The sequence below is a fragment of the Peribacillus frigoritolerans genome (genome assembly GCF_030676415.1).
Lineage (GTDB): Bacteria > Bacillota > Bacilli > Bacillales > DSM-1321 > Peribacillus > Peribacillus frigoritolerans_A.
Map to the genome: position 1 here is coordinate 1 of NZ_JAUUTW010000035.1, position 16,442 is coordinate 16,442.

At 36.2% G+C, this 16,442-nt stretch carries 13 protein-coding genes; 10 read left to right on the plus strand and 3 right to left on the minus strand.

Annotated elements, in window-relative coordinates:
• A partial coding sequence (locus Q8G36_RS23680; RefSeq protein ID WP_305275237.1) for a hypothetical protein occupies window positions 1–970 on the minus strand: 970 nt, incomplete at its 3' end.
• A 632-nt stretch (window positions 971–1,602) separates the two neighbouring features.
• On the opposite strand from Q8G36_RS23680, the gene Q8G36_RS23685 reads away from it, so the two are divergent.
• Both Q8G36_RS23685 and Q8G36_RS23690 read left to right on the plus strand, forming a co-directional pair.
• Window positions 1,603–2,844 carry a hypothetical protein gene (locus Q8G36_RS23685; protein WP_305162253.1) on the plus strand — a complete coding sequence of 414 codons (1,242 nt, stop codon included), beginning with the start codon at window positions 1,603–1,605 and terminating at the stop codon, window positions 2,842–2,844.
• A gap of 43 nt (window positions 2,845–2,887) precedes the next feature.
• Window positions 2,888–3,637: a GT-D fold domain-containing glycosyltransferase gene (locus Q8G36_RS23690; RefSeq protein WP_305162254.1), complete on the plus strand. Its 750-nt coding sequence runs from the start codon at window positions 2,888–2,890 to the stop codon at window positions 3,635–3,637.
• Between the two features lie 97 nt (window positions 3,638–3,734).
• Here the strand turns inward: Q8G36_RS23690 and Q8G36_RS23695 are convergent, their stop codons facing one another.
• A complete protein-coding gene (locus tag Q8G36_RS23695) occupies window positions 3,735–4,169 on the minus strand; it encodes a M67 family metallopeptidase (protein ID WP_305162255.1) in 435 nt (144 codons plus the stop codon).
• Window positions 4,170–4,492: 323 nt separating this feature from the next.
• The gene (locus Q8G36_RS23700) at window positions 4,493–5,605 is read right to left on the minus strand and encodes a hypothetical protein (protein ID WP_305162256.1); all 1,113 of its coding nucleotides are present in this window, start codon (window positions 5,603–5,605) and stop codon (window positions 4,493–4,495) included.
• Window positions 5,606–5,824: 219 nt separating this feature from the next.
• Between Q8G36_RS23700 and Q8G36_RS23705 the strand changes: the two genes are divergently transcribed.
• From Q8G36_RS23705 to Q8G36_RS23735, 8 genes are all read left to right on the plus strand, one after another.
• The gene (locus tag Q8G36_RS23705) at window positions 5,825–6,163 is read left to right on the plus strand and encodes a DUF1360 domain-containing protein (RefSeq protein WP_305162257.1); all 339 of its coding nucleotides are present in this window, start codon (window positions 5,825–5,827) and stop codon (window positions 6,161–6,163) included.
• 434 nt (window positions 6,164–6,597) lie between these two features.
• On the plus strand, window positions 6,598–6,795 hold the full coding sequence (locus Q8G36_RS29420) for a hypothetical protein (protein ID WP_370694111.1): 198 nt from the start codon (window positions 6,598–6,600) through the stop codon (window positions 6,793–6,795).
• 234 nt (window positions 6,796–7,029) lie between these two features.
• Window positions 7,030–8,016: an NAD(P)-dependent alcohol dehydrogenase gene (locus Q8G36_RS23710; RefSeq protein WP_305162258.1), complete on the plus strand. Its 987-nt coding sequence runs from the start codon at window positions 7,030–7,032 to the stop codon at window positions 8,014–8,016.
• A 195-nt stretch (window positions 8,017–8,211) separates the two neighbouring features.
• Window positions 8,212–8,745 (plus strand): GNAT family N-acetyltransferase, encoded by a 534-nt coding sequence (locus Q8G36_RS23715; RefSeq protein WP_305162259.1) that lies wholly within the window; start codon window positions 8,212–8,214, stop codon window positions 8,743–8,745.
• Window positions 8,746–8,937: 192 nt separating this feature from the next.
• On the plus strand, window positions 8,938–9,498 hold the full coding sequence (locus Q8G36_RS23720; RefSeq protein ID WP_251433875.1) for an HPP family protein: 561 nt from the start codon (window positions 8,938–8,940) through the stop codon (window positions 9,496–9,498).
• A gap of 1,654 nt (window positions 9,499–11,152) precedes the next feature.
• Window positions 11,153–13,411 carry a metallophosphoesterase gene (locus Q8G36_RS23725; protein WP_305162260.1) on the plus strand — a complete coding sequence of 753 codons (2,259 nt, stop codon included), beginning with the start codon at window positions 11,153–11,155 and terminating at the stop codon, window positions 13,409–13,411.
• Window positions 13,412–14,201: 790 nt separating this feature from the next.
• Complete coding sequence (locus Q8G36_RS23730; RefSeq protein WP_305162261.1) at window positions 14,202–15,650, plus strand: sensor histidine kinase; 1,449 nt, start codon at window positions 14,202–14,204, stop codon at window positions 15,648–15,650.
• Entirely contained in the window at window positions 15,647–16,333 is a 687-nt protein-coding gene (locus tag Q8G36_RS23735) for a response regulator transcription factor (RefSeq protein WP_305162262.1), read from the plus strand. The genes Q8G36_RS23730 and Q8G36_RS23735 overlap by 4 nt, the downstream gene beginning before the upstream one ends.
• Window positions 16,334–16,442: the final 109 nt, after the last annotated feature.

The following is a 16,442-nucleotide window of genomic DNA, read 5'->3' on the forward strand; positions in this document are numbered from 1 at the left end:
TTTCTTGTTGATGGAAGTTCTCTTTTTCCTTTAGATCGGTAATCATCTGTTCCAAATTCTCAATGTTCACTTTATATTGACTTTCCAGTTCCGATAGGTGGCCGATCTTTGAAATGTAATTTTCAATCTCATGTTTAAATTTTTTAATATCTTGTTTATGATGCTCTTCCTTATCTGAAAGTGCTTTTTCTAAATTATTAATCACCACTTTATATTGCTTTTCTTGATCGTATAAAAGATCAATGGTATTAGTAAGGTGATTCATTTCATTTTTATAATTCAGTTCTTTTTCGTTGAGAGAATTAATGGTTCCTTTTAACTCTTGAATTTCTTTTTTGAAAATATTTTGCTCCTGAAAATAAAACATAACTTTTTCAACTAATTTCTCAATTTCTAAATTAATGCTTTGTACATCTAAATTAGTTATTTTTGTATTTACTGGTGCAAGAAGTGATTTCACCTCTGAAAGCCCATCCGCCATTTTTTTAAAACCTTCATGGCCGAACTTTTTAAATTCCTCATCATATACATTTTGTTTTTGAGCGGACTCATAACCTTGAACTTTCTTTTGAAGAGAAGCAATTTCCCTTTGTAATAATTTATTCTTATCTCCAAGAGTTTTTATGTCATTTTTGTTCTTTTCGTCATTTGTTTTGGTTTCTTTAACGTACTGTAATTCGGTCTTATATTTCTTTATTTCTTCTTCTAATTTCTGAACCTTGGTTTCTGCACTCTTCCTTTCATGTTCCTTCCGATTGATTAGATCTTGATATGTTCTTTGTTCATTTATCATTTCTTCATTCTGTTTTATTAATTTTCGTATTTTCTTTTTACTATAATCCACTTCGTATTCATTAACTTTTGATTTGTATAGGGAAAGTTCAGATCTAAGGTGAATGATCATTTGCTGAAGTTGAACTGGAGTTATTTTATTCAATTTGCTTTTTTGTATTTCATCATCTGTATACAAAAATAACCACTCCTTATTTTTGATCACGTGTAACAGGCTGCAATCTTCCCCCATTACCAATAAGGAATCAATTAGGCAGGATGAGATTCAGCTACTGTAAATGACCAAGAAGTTCCTATGCGGAGATGTTTATCAAGATTTTTATGGGTGTGATAACTTTAGATAGAGCACTCGTTCGGAAGAGTGTGGGTTTTGCTTCGTGTTAAGGAACTCAGCTACACCAAATCATTGCAGGGGCATCGTAGACAAAAGTAAATTCCTCCTCCTCATAAAATTATCATCTTGACCGAAAATCCTTAATTTCCATTTTTCAATATCCATGTGACGGGTTTTAATCAAATACTGATCCCTTTATAAATGATTCCATAATAGTTATATGTACCGTATTTCAAATTGGTGATTATATTTATTACCTTTTTAATTCCCTCACAAAATTCTAAAGAATTACATCGATGGAGGTACAACTTTCACAAACATTTAGAGTCTGTTAAGTTTATTCTTTATCATTTCTTCATTACTCTTACATATTATAAATATTGGGTGATATAAGGTTTGTGAGAAAAGAGCCGTACGATTTTATCCTTTTGAATATTAAATCTGTTACCAGGATTAACATAAAGGGGGATACATAAATGGATATTAAAGTTGAAGTTGGAGATAAGGGGGCAGGAACCATTCCCTATGAGTCTCTCCCGGCATTTACTTATCTTTTTAGGGAGTTGGGTTTTGATGTGCAGCCAGATACTGAAAATCAGAAAGTGCAATTATATTCTGCATTGCATGGTAAAAGAATTGTCATTTCTTCCGATTATGATGTTAAACATAACACCTTTAGAAAGCACCTTCCGGAAAGGAAGGTGCTGGAGTATATTCAAACATTCCTTTCAGCATGTGGGGCAAAGGTGATACTTATAGATGAAAAGGAGGAATCGGATAGTGCTGATTTTCATGTATACTTTTCACTCTTTGAAATTCCAGTAATAAAAGAGCCCATTCTTGAATTAATTCATAATTCAAAATCAACTAATAAAAAGTTATTGGATATTTTTCATTATGAATGTACAAGAACTGGAACAAAATTTAAATCTAATGAGGTAGTTAGAGGCGCAAATAACCCTTTTATTAACATACAGATTATGTATCCTGTTATGACGGATGAAGATTTTTGGGGGGAACTTGGTGAAAAATATGCGATGTCCATAACAATAGGAATATTAGCTAGATTTCACGAAAGTTCGCCTTTATCTGTTTTGTCATTAGTTCCAATTGAAATTTTCTCAAACATGTTTGTTCATTCTGAAAATACTGGGTTGAATTTAGAGCCTGCCATGCAAAAAGAAAAAAGGTTACCAGAAAAGAAAAAGTTTTTAGTAAAGAAACCATCTATTCCTAAAAGAAAAGAAGCAGAAGTATTTTTAGATTATCATATTTTTATTGAAGAACATGAAGAACGTAACAAAATCAAGCTTATAGGAAATGTTCATATTAAAAATGTCGGTACGGAAGTTTTGCGGAATCCAGTTATCTGTCTGCGTTCCACCCCTTCAGAAAGTATAAAAATATCTGGGCAAATATTGCCGCCGAATGTTGCCGAAACGTTGGGGGTAATGAAAAATGAAGAAACAAAAGGGTGGAAATATATGAATGATGAATGGTTTGAGGAAATGGAGAGGGGGGAAACCTGGATTTGTCCAATTCAATCTAAAAATATAAACCCTAGGCAAACAGAATCTTTAACTAACTTACAAATAAGCGTCCTTCAACCTGAAGAAAACAGCAATATTCGTGTAGAAGCTTTTGTGTTTTTTAAAGAACAAGATCTGGAAATCAGTTCAAGCAATCAAATTTCCTTATTATTATCGAAGAAACAATAAGCTAAAAGGTATAATGGCAGAGCATATTGGGGGTGGAAGTGGGGTGGTTGAAGGGAATTATCACTTTGAGAAATACTTATTAGATAATATGAAAGTGATAAAATTATTGGACCAAGCGATAAAACAGAATAAAGGCTTTTCTCTTGCCCGTTTTGGAATAGGTGAAATAAGCTATTTAAGCTGGCCAGCAAATGGATTATTTGTTCAGGAGTTTAAACGGTATGAATCTTATGCGGGAGTATCCAATTCACCAGAGATAGTTAAGAGGGAATTGGTCAGGTCATTGCGGGATACAGACATTGCTGGTTTGATAGCTCCTTGGAGACTGGATCCTTGGGCAAAACAAACTCGAAATGTCCTTAAACAACTGAAGTTCATGCCATCGAGAGCTTGTTGTGCTTGGATCATGCAGAGCCTCTTAGACGAGGGGACATTATGGCCATGGCTGAGTAATAAGAAGGTATTTCTTGTTGGACGCCGTTCAAAAGAAGCAGAAATCGTTTTTAAAGAACAAGGCGTGCAAATTACTGGCAGTATAGATTTAAATGGATATGAGGAATTAAGTGGAGTGCAAAATGAGCTACAGTCTAATAAGGAGTGGGAAATAGCGTTAATTTCCGCCGGGATTCCGGCAACCATTTTAGCTCCAAGAATTGCAAAATTGACCCAGAAGGTTGCCATTGATTTCGGGCATGCCCTTGATATGATTCTTGATGGAAAAGAATACAGACTTTCTGACCTGGTAAAAAAGTGGAATGATCAGTTTTTTCCTAAAAAGGAAAACAAAAACTAAGTATAATCATTGTATGGAGACAAGGATATAAAATAATACTCGCAGCTTCAACCTTGAATTCATAAGGAAGAGGTGCGAGTATATTATTTGATTAAATTCAGTTTACGAATTTTAATTGTAACGGAAAGACTTTTTTTCCCGTTAGTTGGAAACCTTTTAATTCAGGGGTCGAGTTTGCAAACGAAATAATAAGGTGGCCTACCTCTGGGTAGTTATTTAAAGTAATATCCCCTTCAGACGGATAAGCACTATCTGTTGGGTGGGAATGGTAGATGCCAATCAAATCTTCATTCCTCCTATCGATAAGTTCAAATACATGACGAATTTGATTTAAATCCATCGAGTAGGAATAGGAACTCCTATTGACATTTTCCATAGGCCAAATTGTTTCTGCGACCCCTTTTTCCCCTGAAAGCAGCCCACAGGCTTCATAAGGAAGTTCACTTTTGCAATGAGAAATCAATTTTTGCCTGACATGATTTGTGATGTAAAAAGTACCGGGTGTTAAACTTAGATCATTTGTTTTTTCCACAGCAACCTTTTGCTCGTACTGGCCGAACCTGGAGGGCAGAGGGAGTGATTTGTTGATGTTGTTGATTGGGCTGCGGGTTAGGCATTCCTAATTTTCTTCTTACTTTACGTCTTAGCTTATCAGATGCCATTTTTTTCTCTCCTTTTATAGGTATGCTCTATAAATATGAAAACTTGAATCTTTAGGTAACCTAATAATTAATAAATGGGTCGCCTAAAATGTGGGATATATATACTGAGTGTTGGAGTAAATGATGGTATTAGACTTTCCAAGTTTCTTCACAAAAAAAAACCGAGAGATTAATATCCCTCGGGTTTTTATTATTATACAGGAAAACGTTCGCAATCTCCTACTTCAACCTCCAATCCAGGGTTAGCTGCTTCTGTCAGAGCAATAGTAACCGTTGAAGTTGCACCAGTTATTAAAAGTGTAGCAGTATCTCCTAAAGGATCAGCATCAGCTAGAGTTAGTGTGAATGTCGCATTTTCTGGTACACCTCCGGCTGGTGTTATAACACCGGTACCAGTTGCAGTAAGTCCAGTTACTAAACCAGTAACAGGATCAGTAACACATGCAGGCTGGTTAAAGTCATTGGCTGTAAACGTGAAGCTTTGGTCAATATCAGCATCTGGGGTTCCAGTTGGAGTAGGAGTAGGTCCTAATGTATCGATGTAGGTAACCTGAATCCTGCTACCAGCAAGGGTACATTGGTCACAAACTAGGGCAGTCAAATCTAAGTTTCCTGTTGTTGGACCTCCTAGACCGTCCTCAAATACAAGGATGGATGCTTCGCCACCAAAGTCTGCTGAACCTTGGCAGTCGCAGTTCAATGTCGGGAAGAAGGTTGGGCATTGTTGCGGGAATCGTGGTGTTGGGCAGACGAACCCTTCTTCTTGAATTGGAATGACAGGACGTGGTCCACAGAACTTAGCCTCGACCTCCAGCTTAACCTCAGCCTCAACTTGAACATCTTTACACATGGTCACATCAAGTACAACCATATCACCAAGCATTTGATTTAAAACAACTGTACATTGAACATCGAAAATATTACAGTTGATTTCTGTTCCCTCTGGGAAACATAGGATTACTTCATCCATGAAACTAACAGGTACTACGAAATTACAACCTGGTAGTGGTTCTCCGTTGCAAAAGAATTGAACGCGGATATGGACATGGAAGGCAAGGGAAACAATTTGGGCCCCTGGAACACTAGGAATGTTAGCTGGAATGGCACCGATAAAATCACAGCTTCGTGTACCAACTACTTCCGAACAAGTAGCGGTTATGGTGTTACCATCATGACGTGCATCTTCAATTGCTGCAAAACATTCCTCAGGTATTTGAACCTTATTGCGATCACGATTTGTCAGAACAACCCAGTCATATACTTTTGTAACACGAATACATTCAGGTCCGATGGGGTTCGGTACCACTTGTCGGCCCTGAATAGATTTGACGTTCCTTTTTTTCATCAAACATCTTTCCCTTCAGTATCAGGTTTTGAACACATTAACATACTATGGGGATATCTTTTTATGGGTACATTTTTCTTAGAAAATGGGCTAATAAAATTTTATGGATTTATAAATGTATATTTATATAATCAAAATTCAAATCATAAAATATTAAAAGAAAGATTAGGAGGTGAATAGGTGTTGGCTATTGAATGGCTTGATTTTTTTATTTTAATATTGGCTACCTTCCGTTTAACTCATTTAATTGTATTTGACGAAATCACTTCATTCATCAGAAAACCTTTCTTGACTACCACCATCCAAGAAAATGCCTCTGGACAACTGGAGGAAATCATTGAAATAAAAGGATCAGGACTTCGTTATTTCATAGGTTCGCTTTTAAGTTGTTATTGGTGTGTAGGGTTTTGGTGTTCCCTCATTACTGTACTTACTTATTATCATTTTCCTGCTGCTTTTCCAATCATATTGGTCTTTGCTGTCGCGGGAGCTGCTGCTTTTATTGAATCGAAAGTATGAACGTGCATTTTCCCTAATCGTGTAGGGGTGCACAAAGAAAAGAATAGTGAACTTTATGTAATTTGATAAGCGGATATAGTTATTCAGACTAATATGATATGCGGATATCATAAAAGTGCTTCATAGACAGAGAGGCTTATATATTCTTAGGTTAAAGTTTAGACAGCTTGGAGCAGTGTTGTATAATGATAGCAAGTACAAGGGGGGATTAAATTCTATTGCTAAGCATCAGGGAAGCAAACGATCGATTAAAATCCATTCGATACGAATGGATTTTTTCTTCTAATAATAGGAATTGAAGGGGAAAATATAAATTGGGGGAAACTTCAAGCATCATTTAATTCAATAAAAAATATTTGTCGCCCGAGATCATGTGGGTGCAGGCGATTATTATGGACATATGATGCCGAAGAAAGTCTTTTGAAAATAGGCATATAAAAACCTTATTCTTTCTTAGCTTTTACTGCAAAAAATGTTTGAACATGGCTTCCATGAAACATGTCCCCATACATAAAGATGAAGATACATTAATATTAAGTGGGATCAAAGTCCTGGGAATGCTCAGGAAGGGACTTATCCCGCCACTTGAGTTAACACGTCCTAAGGTAGATGAGTTCTTATTGGAGGCATGAAGATAAATGAAGGCGAGTATGCTAATGTAAACGCGTTTAAAGAGATTATTCAAAAGTTGGTCGCTTTTTGGATAGGATCCGAAATAATGCAATGAAAGTGCAAATTCCTATTTTTTCATTTCCCCAATTTGCTATACGATATTCTTTATTCAACGAATGGAGCAGGATAGTTTAAGAACAGTTATTGAAGATTCGTAGATATTAAGTGAATTTTAACGAATTGGAGGAGGATTAATGAAAGCAATTGTGTACACAAGGTACGGTCCCCCCGACGTTCTTCAACTGAAAGAGGTAGAAAAGCCTGCTCCTAAGGAAAATGAGATACTGGTAAAAGTGAAAGCGACAACCGTAACAATGGGGGATATTCGGTCACGGAGCTTTACAGTTCCCCTCCCTGTTTGGCTGCCTGCCCGGATAATAATGGGATTAAGACGTCCCAAGAAATCCATATTGGGCTTGGAGTTATCTGGGGAAGTTGAGTCAGTAGGTAAAGATGTCAAGTTGTTCAAAGCAGGTGACCAGGTTTTTGCAGCTTCCCAAGTGGGTTTTGGTGCTTATGCTGAGTATAAGTGCTTGCATGAAGACGGGCCAGTTTCCATTAAACCTGATAATTTATCTTTTGAGGAAGCCGCAGCGATTCCAATTGGGGCACGTACAGCATTGTTTTATCTTAGAAAAGCTAACATTCAGAGTGGTCAAAAGGTTCTTGTCTATGGTGCTTCAGGAAGTGTAGGAAGTTATGCAGTACAAATTGCCAAGTATTTCGGAGCAAATGTTACGGGGGTTTGCAGTACCGCGAATGTAGAATTGGTAAAATCTCTTGGAGCCGATAAGGTCATTGATTACACTTCAGAGGATTTTTCCAGAGATGGTGGCACCTATGATGTTATCTTTGAAGCGGTAAACAAGAGTCCATTTTCAGCTTGTATGAAATCGCTGAAGAAGGACGGAACCTATCTAAATGTCACCGTACCGGTACCCGATGTTCAAATGCTGTGGACTAAATTGACAACCAGCAAGAAGCTGATATTGAGTCAAAATTCACCTGAAACCCCCGAAGCTCTAAACTTCCTCAAAGAACTTGTTGAAGCGGGGAAGGTAAAAGTGGTCATTGACAGATATTATGCGTTTGAAGAAATAGTTCAAGCCCATAGATATGTAGAGAAAGGACACAAGAAGGGAAATGTCGTAATAACCATGGAACATAATAGCAGATCCTAATAAATGAAACAAAATAATAATCAAGCTCTTAATAAAGCTAAGGGGTGCGTTCTTAATTATAAGGTTAGCCGGTTTCTACTGGTTGACCTTTTTTAAAAATGGAAGTCTGATATATGTCTGGGTAGTACGTACGGGTGTTATTGAGGTGCGCCTCTGGAACGAAATAGATCTAGTTTTAGCAAAGGGAGTGGAAATATGTTTCCCATATTAGAAACAAAACGGTTGGTCTTGAGGGAATTGATTGAAGGTGATGCATTAGATATATTAAAATGTTTTTCCAATCCAGATGTATTACGATATTATGGGCAAACTCCATTAACAAATACAGATCAGGTGAAGCAGATCATTAGGAATTTTTCAAAGAGTTTCGATGAAAAGCATGGAATTAAATGGGGAATCGAATTGAAAGGGAAGGATGGCATTATTGGAACAATTGGATTTCAAGAATGGTCTCATGAACATAAAAGAGCAGAACTGAGCTATGCACTTTTCCCAAATTATTGGGGTAACGGTTATGCAACAGAAGCTGTCAGTAAGGTGATTTCTTACGGTTTTAAAGAACTTGACTTAACGCGTATTGGAGCAATCGTTTTTATTGAAAATAAAGCATCCAATAAGTTGTTGACAAATTTAGGTTTCAAAAAAGAAGGGATATTGAGAAATTATATGTACCAAAATGATGTTTCATTTGATACTAATCTATACTCTCTTTTAACGGTAAAGCCTTAATGAAGTAACATCGTATTATGAACACTCGCAAAGTTCACCGACATAAGGGGGAGTGTTAACTGTTTTAATGGAAACAAAAAATGAAAATTCAGATATATATTTAAAAATTCATTGTTTTCCTGTAAGATAACAATATATAAAAACCCTGTCGACTTGTCGACTTACTTAGAAAACGTGAGGAAAACATAAATTATGGAATTCGAAAAAAGTCTTGAAAAAAGTTGGAGTAATCAACAAAACGTAGGTTTAACAGCATATTTAAAGAAAATGAAGGGCGAAGCTAGAGAAAAAGACAGAATTGATTATATGGATTCCTTTGTTTCAGCTATAGGTGGGCTCATTGCTATTATCATTATTAGTTTTATAGCTGTTTATTTAGGATATCCTATGGCATTAGCTCCCCTTGGGGCGAGCTGTGTCATTGTTTTTGGTGCGCATAAAAGTCTCTTGTCACAACCCCGTAATGTTATTGGAGGACATATAATCTCTACAACAACAGCCCTTATCATTTGGAGCATCTTTGGTAAAAGCCTATTCATTATCGGTCTAGTATTAGCTATTGTATTAATTATAATGACTTTTACAAAAACCGTTCACCCTCCCGCAGCAGCTAGTGCCCTTGTTTCGATCAATTCTCAAGCTGGTTGGGGATTCCTGACTTCGATTGTAATAGGTACCTTATTATTAGTTTTTATATCGATGATTTATAATAATTTATTTCAAACAAGACAATATCCAAAACACTGGTTATGAAAATTTATTACATATTTGACTGTTTTATAGCTTCTCCCTTATTAAGGGGTTATTGCGGAATTATCGGATATTCTTTGTCAAAAAGGGTTCAATATAGGCCGTATGGCCAATGAACGTTCCAAAATCAATGGTGCTGCAATAACGATTTGTGAAATCGACCATACAATCGAAGACCTCTCTATCTTTATTAAAAAGTGAGATTCCGATTATTGACGAAATTGTCTTGGTTCAAACTAAGTAGTTAACAAAAAATTATCCATTAAGCTCGCGATCGCATTTTCGCTGATGCCAAAAAGCATGGTTTGCGATTAAATAAAAGGCATTCGGAATAAAGTTCGTTCCGAATGCTTTTTGTCTATAATCTGAAGCCAATCTTAAGGAAGGTTGTTTATTTTACATGATAGTTTTTCCAATATGTTCATCAGTTGTGTTACTGGGTGAAAGCACGAATTTCAATTAATCCAAGTAAAAAAGGACGGCCTATGACAGTCGCCCAGTATTTTAATTAATTTTTTAGCAGAAGCCTCCGCCGCCTCTGTTACTGCCGGCAAAAAATCCAACTATTATTAATGTTAAACACAACGACTATGAAGGCGAGATCTCCTCCAAATCAAAAAACGCCGTTACATCTGTTGTCACAACCTGTCATATGGAAACATCTACTAATTTGTTTTTAAGGAGGATATTTTGGTAGTTTTCCTGAACAATTAATTATTGTAGGGGGATTGACTGTTAGGCGGTGATTTTTTACCGTATAATTTATGCGTTTTTTGCTGTCAGGCCCCATTTATAACCTATTAATAACGACCGGTGTTCGCAGAGATAATTAGAGCCCCAGTGGAAGAATAAACACCTGCTTTGGCTAAAGCATTATACGGATCTAAATTCCATAATTGTGCCGTATAACAGGACGTCTGACCTTTCATTATCCATCCGTTACCACCGCTAGTAGCACACTCTTAGCCGTGCCATTAAAACTGTCAACCCAAACATTCGCATAATAATCGTAAGGAGCAGCCGAATAAAACTTTAAGTAACCCCACGACGTATGACAATACGCATTTCCTTTTAGCTGCACATATCCAATTTTCACACCGTTTTTATAGATATATTCTGTTTCATAAGTGATTGGGCTTTTAGAAGCACAACCTGTCGAATAAGGGTTTGTATTATCATAGGACAAGGCAAATGCTTTATTAATGGGTGCAATCGCAAAAAACAGTCCAAAGACAAGAGTTATTACCATCACAATATATAATGATTTGTTTATAATTACCTCTCTCCTTTCATTCTTCTAGACTTTACCACATGAAAATTAGTATTTCTATGTTCTATGGAATCATTTACCCACTACATAAATTTTACCATTTTATAGGCAACTGCATAGTTAAGGGATAGTACCCCATGCCCATTAAGCAAAGGCAAATCAAATACCAAAAACGAGACAAAAGTGAATGGAACGAATACTGGCCATAGGCCTTTTTTTAATTTATTCATATTTAAATTACACGGGTCCTATATTTTATTAATAATGTAAAGTTACTATTTTAATTGGTAAACCACATAAAAATTTAAAAATGAGGAGGATATTTGTCTTTTTTGTAAAATAATTACATAATTTAAGTGGCTAAACGATAAATAGGAGGAATTGATTTTGAAAGCGAAAAATAAATTTGCTGCAATGCTGACAGTTGTAACAGTAGGATTAACAACTTCTTTATCAAGTGTACAAGCATTCTCGGAATCTTCAAATTCAGATAATAAACGTAAACCGGAGCTCGTTTTTCCAGTAATCAGTGATGTACATATTGATGATGGATCAACAGCTGATATGAACAAGTTCAGAAAAGCCATGGATCAATTAAATAAAGCTGCGCCTAGACAGGATGCTTTTGTTGTCGTTGGGGATTTAACGGACTATGGATACGCTACTGAATATGATAAGTTCTTCTCCATTTATAATGAGAAGAAACAAGGCGATGTCCAATCCATGTTTACAATGGGGAACCATGATTATTGGAATGGACTTTCCATTGAAAAGGCACAAGATCGTTTTCTCGAGAAAACAGGAATGGATTCTCTTTACTATCATAAAAAAGTATATGGATATGATTTTATTACGTTAAGTCCGGAAAATGGTAATACGCATGGTTTATATTCCGTTAATCAAATTAACTGGCTAGGTGAAAAGTTAGCTGCAGCAGAAAAAGAGAATCCTGACCAACCAATCTTTGTTTTTCTTCATCAACACATTAAAGACACTGTGTATGGAAGTGACTTGTGGGGAACTCAGGAAAATAAAGAACTTTTATATGATACTTTAAAGAAACATCCACAGGTTATTACATTTTCAGGCCATTCTCATTATCCACTTGAAGACCCTAGAACGATTCATCAAAAAGACTTTACGTCTGTCGGCACTTCTTCTGTAAGTTATTTGGAATTGGAGCCAGGCAAACTCCAAGGGTTCCATCCAGAAGGCTATCGGGATATTAGTCAAGGAATGATTGTAGAAGTTTATAATAATGAAGTTGTCATTAAAAAACGTGACTTTCATAAAGACGATTGGACAGGAAAACCATGGGTAATAAAAAGTCCTTCTAAAAAAAATAATTTTAAATATACAGACCACCGAGATCAGTTACCACCGGTTTTTGCAGTTAAAGATAAGGCTTCGATTGTAAAAGAAAAATCGACACTAAGAAGTTTAAATGTAACATTTCCACAGGCAAAAGATAACGAACTGGTACATTCTTATCACATTACAGCCAAAAACATGGAAACAGGGGAGCTTGACGCAGATTTCACCGCATTTTCTGAATTCTATTATGATCCTGTGCCAAAGAATTTAGAGTTCCCTGTTGCTGGACTTAAGCCAGGTACTGATTATGAAATTAAGGTACTAGCACTAGATTCATTTAATAATAGCAGTAAAAAGGTGTTACTGGCTGATGGCCAGACAAAAGCCCTGGAAATGGTCTCAGCACAAGCTTCTCCTTCTTTAGTAACGGCAGGTGAATCGACTACACTCCAAGTGAAGTTGAAAAATTATGGAAGTGTTAGTGTGAAAGGGAAAATTAAAGTTGATGCACCTGAAGGTTGGAGTGTGGAGCACAATGAACTTGAGTATGAGCTATCAGGAACTGAAGAAAAAATATTGCCAATAAAAGCTACACCTAGTAAGGAAAGTTCCGGTTCATCACAATTCACGATTACTGCTTACGAGGGCGGCCAAATAATTGGCTCCAAGAATATAAATGTCATAGTAAACATGATGCTTGGAGAAAGTTTTGACCAATTGGAATCCGCATTAAAGCCAGCAGTGAATGAAAACATTCCAAGTTCTATTCTCGGTTGGAGCCATACAGCTCCTAACGGCTGGTCGGTTACAAATAGCTCAAATATGCCAGCTGGTACGGAGGAGTGGCAAGGTTGGAGCTTCACAACCAAAGACTTTTGGACAAAAGCAGAAGACCAAGATCGTAACAAATTTGAGCTTGGTCAAGGTATCATAGCTGTAGCGGATCCTGATGAATGGGATGATAACGGTTCACCAGCATCAAAAGGCTTTTTTGATAGTACATTGACTTCACCTTCTGTAAAAGTTGATGGTGCAAAAGATCTATACTTAGGATTTGCATCTCACTATAAACAAGAAGGAACACAAACAGCTGAAGTGACTGCTGTCTTTGATAATGGGGAAAAACAACAAGTTCTCGTTTATGACAATAAAGCTGCTTCGGATAATAAAAATGGACATGTTTTGAATAAGTATGAAGTTAAACCGATTAAGGTTCCTGAAGATGCTTCTTCTATGAAATTACAATGGAGAATGCATAATGCGAAAAATAATTGGTTTTGGTCGATTGATGATATTAGATTGGATGACCAAATGATCGTTTCACCAAATTAATGAGAAGAACAGGTGAATATTTCTTGAAATTTGTATAAGTTAAAAGCGGACTTTCCTTTTTGGGTAAGTTCGCTTTTTCTCTATGTCTTACAAACTCTGGACCAAATAGTAAACTACTAAAAAGCTTCATGGTCTTTTCCGTGTGCTTGAAAATAGTTTCTCGACTAATTAATTTCGTATCTTTGTGAAGATATACATTAAATTGAAGGGATAGTTATTATTATAAAATACTGAAGTGCAGCTTTATATAATTCTTGGATAATTTATAAATAATATCATTATTATAAAGGTAGGTTTAAAAAATATTTTAACAAAAAACTAGCTAGCCGAGACCCTCCAGACGCATGCGTCGAGGAGCTTGGCAGACAGTCGGCGGAAAGGGAGCGGATCTCTGAAATCAAACTGGAACGTTTTTAAATAAAAAAACTGTAGATAAAGTCGCTCTTTATGGTTCTTATTGTTTTATGAAACCCTCACTAGGTTGTAGAAATTTGCGACACTCCTGCCGAATACCTGGCTAGCCGAGACCTCACAGACGCTTGGCTGACAGTTGGCGGAAAGGGGCGGATTTCTGAAATCAACTGGAACTTTTTAAAATAAAAAAACTGTAGACCAACAATAGAATAAGATTATTTCTATGTATTTTAGAAAATTTTAAGATTTGTGTGATATGTTTTTTTAGTTCTAAGAAAAAATTATCGTGGGAAACATTTTTCATGCAACAACTGCAGATAAACGGTGAACTTTTCTATAAAAGAGGAAACGAGAGATCGATACGGGGTGAAAATATTTGTCAATTAAAATGAGGTTTCTGTTGTCCTACGTTGGCGTAATACTGATTTCCATCACTTTATTTTTAGCAGCTGGATTTCTACTTATTTTTGCAATAACAGGTGATGTAAAATCGATAGAGCATTTATATAAAAAATCTTATCTCCAAAAACCTTTGACTGCAGTAGAAGAAAGTGTGTTTCTCGATTTAAAGCTTTTGGCAAAAAATAACCCTGAGCAGCTTCTAAACGAAGAACAGCTGAAGAAGATTGAACATAGAGATATTAAGATTGTCGTTAGAAAAGGTAATAACATTGAGTATATGTCCCCAACACTTGATAAGCTAGGCTTGGTTCAATCACTTCCCAAGTTCGAAGAAACGAACATCAATACGCGAGACACAATCAAAATGAAAGACTCTTTTTTCACATATGTGAAGTTTGATTTTTATTTTTCGGATAAAAGTGAAGGAAGTATTTTTGTATTGAGAAAGGCAAGCTCCTATGCCGAGCTGACTCGAGAGTTATTTCCCATTTTATTCGCTTTATTGTTATTACTGTTTGTAATGATTATTGGACTTTTAAATTACTTAGTTTCAAGAAGCATCATCAAACCTATCTCAATACTTAAAGAAGGCGCAGAGCGGATAAAATCAGGAGATTTAAACTTTGAAATCAAAGCGACTTCGAATGATGAAATCGGACAATTAAATAGAGCGTTTGAGGAAATGAGAAAAAAGTTAAAAGAGTCCGTGAACATTCAGCTTCAGTATGAGGAAAATCGCAAAGAGCTTCTTTCCAATATTTCCCATGATTTGAAGACACCGATCACTTCGATTATGGGATATGTTGAGGGGATTAAAGACGGAGTAGCAAACACCCCACAGAAAATGGACAAGTATTTATCGACTGTATACCTAAAAGCAAGAGATATGGATTCATTGATAGATGAATTATTTTTATTTTCCAAGTTGGATTTGAAAAAAGAACCATTCACTTTTGAAACGGTCAGATTAGATAAGTATTTAAATGACTACGTAGATGAACTTCAACTGGATTTACTTCAACTAGGGATCCAGATTGAACGTCATCAGGTGAATAAACCGATATACGTGACAGCGGATAGAGAGAAACTGAAACGCGTATTGGCCAACCTGATCAGCAATTGTGTAAAGTATATGAATAAAGATGAAAAACACATTTCCATTTCTCTGCATGAAGGACTATATGATGTTGTTGTACAAGTAACAGATAATGGCTATGGAATAGAATCTTCTGCTTTGCCTTATATATTTAACCGCTTTTATCGTGCTGAGGAATCTAGAAATTCTCGGACAGGTGGAAGTGGTTTAGGACTTGCGATTGCAAAAAAAATTATCGGCGAACATGGTGGAGATATTTGGGCTACTAGCGAGATAGGAAAAGGTACAAGTGTCTTCTTTTCCATAAAGAAAGGTGAGGAAATGTGAAAAAGATATTACTTATTGAAGACGAAGTCAGTATTGCTGAATTGCAAAGGGACTATTTGGAAATTAACGATTTTAGTGTCGATATTCAACATACTGGTGATGCAGGTCTCCAACAGGCGCTTCAAGGAAATTATCATTTAATCATTTTGGACATCATGCTTCCAGGGGTGAATGGGTTTGAGATATGCAAACAAATCCGTGCTGTCAAGAATATCCCGATTTTGCTTGTATCCGCCAAAAAGGAAGATATCGATAAAATTCGGGGGCTTGGTCTAGGGGCAGATGATTATATTACAAAGCCCTTTAGTCCAAGTGAACTAGTTGCAAGAGTGAAAGCGCATATAGCGCGTTATGAACGTTTATCAGGAAGTCACCCCAAATCTAATTCAATCTATGTCCATGGAATTTCAATAGATAAGTCAGCACGCAGAGTTCACATAAACGGAGAGGTGGTCCCGTTTACAACAAAGGAATTCGATACTTTAGTGTTTTTTGTCATGCATCCGAATCAAGTATTAAGCAAAGAGCAGCTTTATGAAAATATTTGGGGATTGGAATCGGCTGCAGATGTTTCGACTGTCACCGTCCATATCAGGAAACTACGTGAAAAAATTGAAAGGAATCCAGCTCATCCTAAATTTTTGGAAACCGTTTGGGGAGCAGGGTATCGCTTTAATGTTTAAATAGTATGTTTTAGGACCCGTCACGAAGGTGACGGGATTTTTTATAAACATTAAGAAAGTTTATTAATAAGTTAATCATTTTTTAAGAAATTGTTTAGAGGGAGTTTAA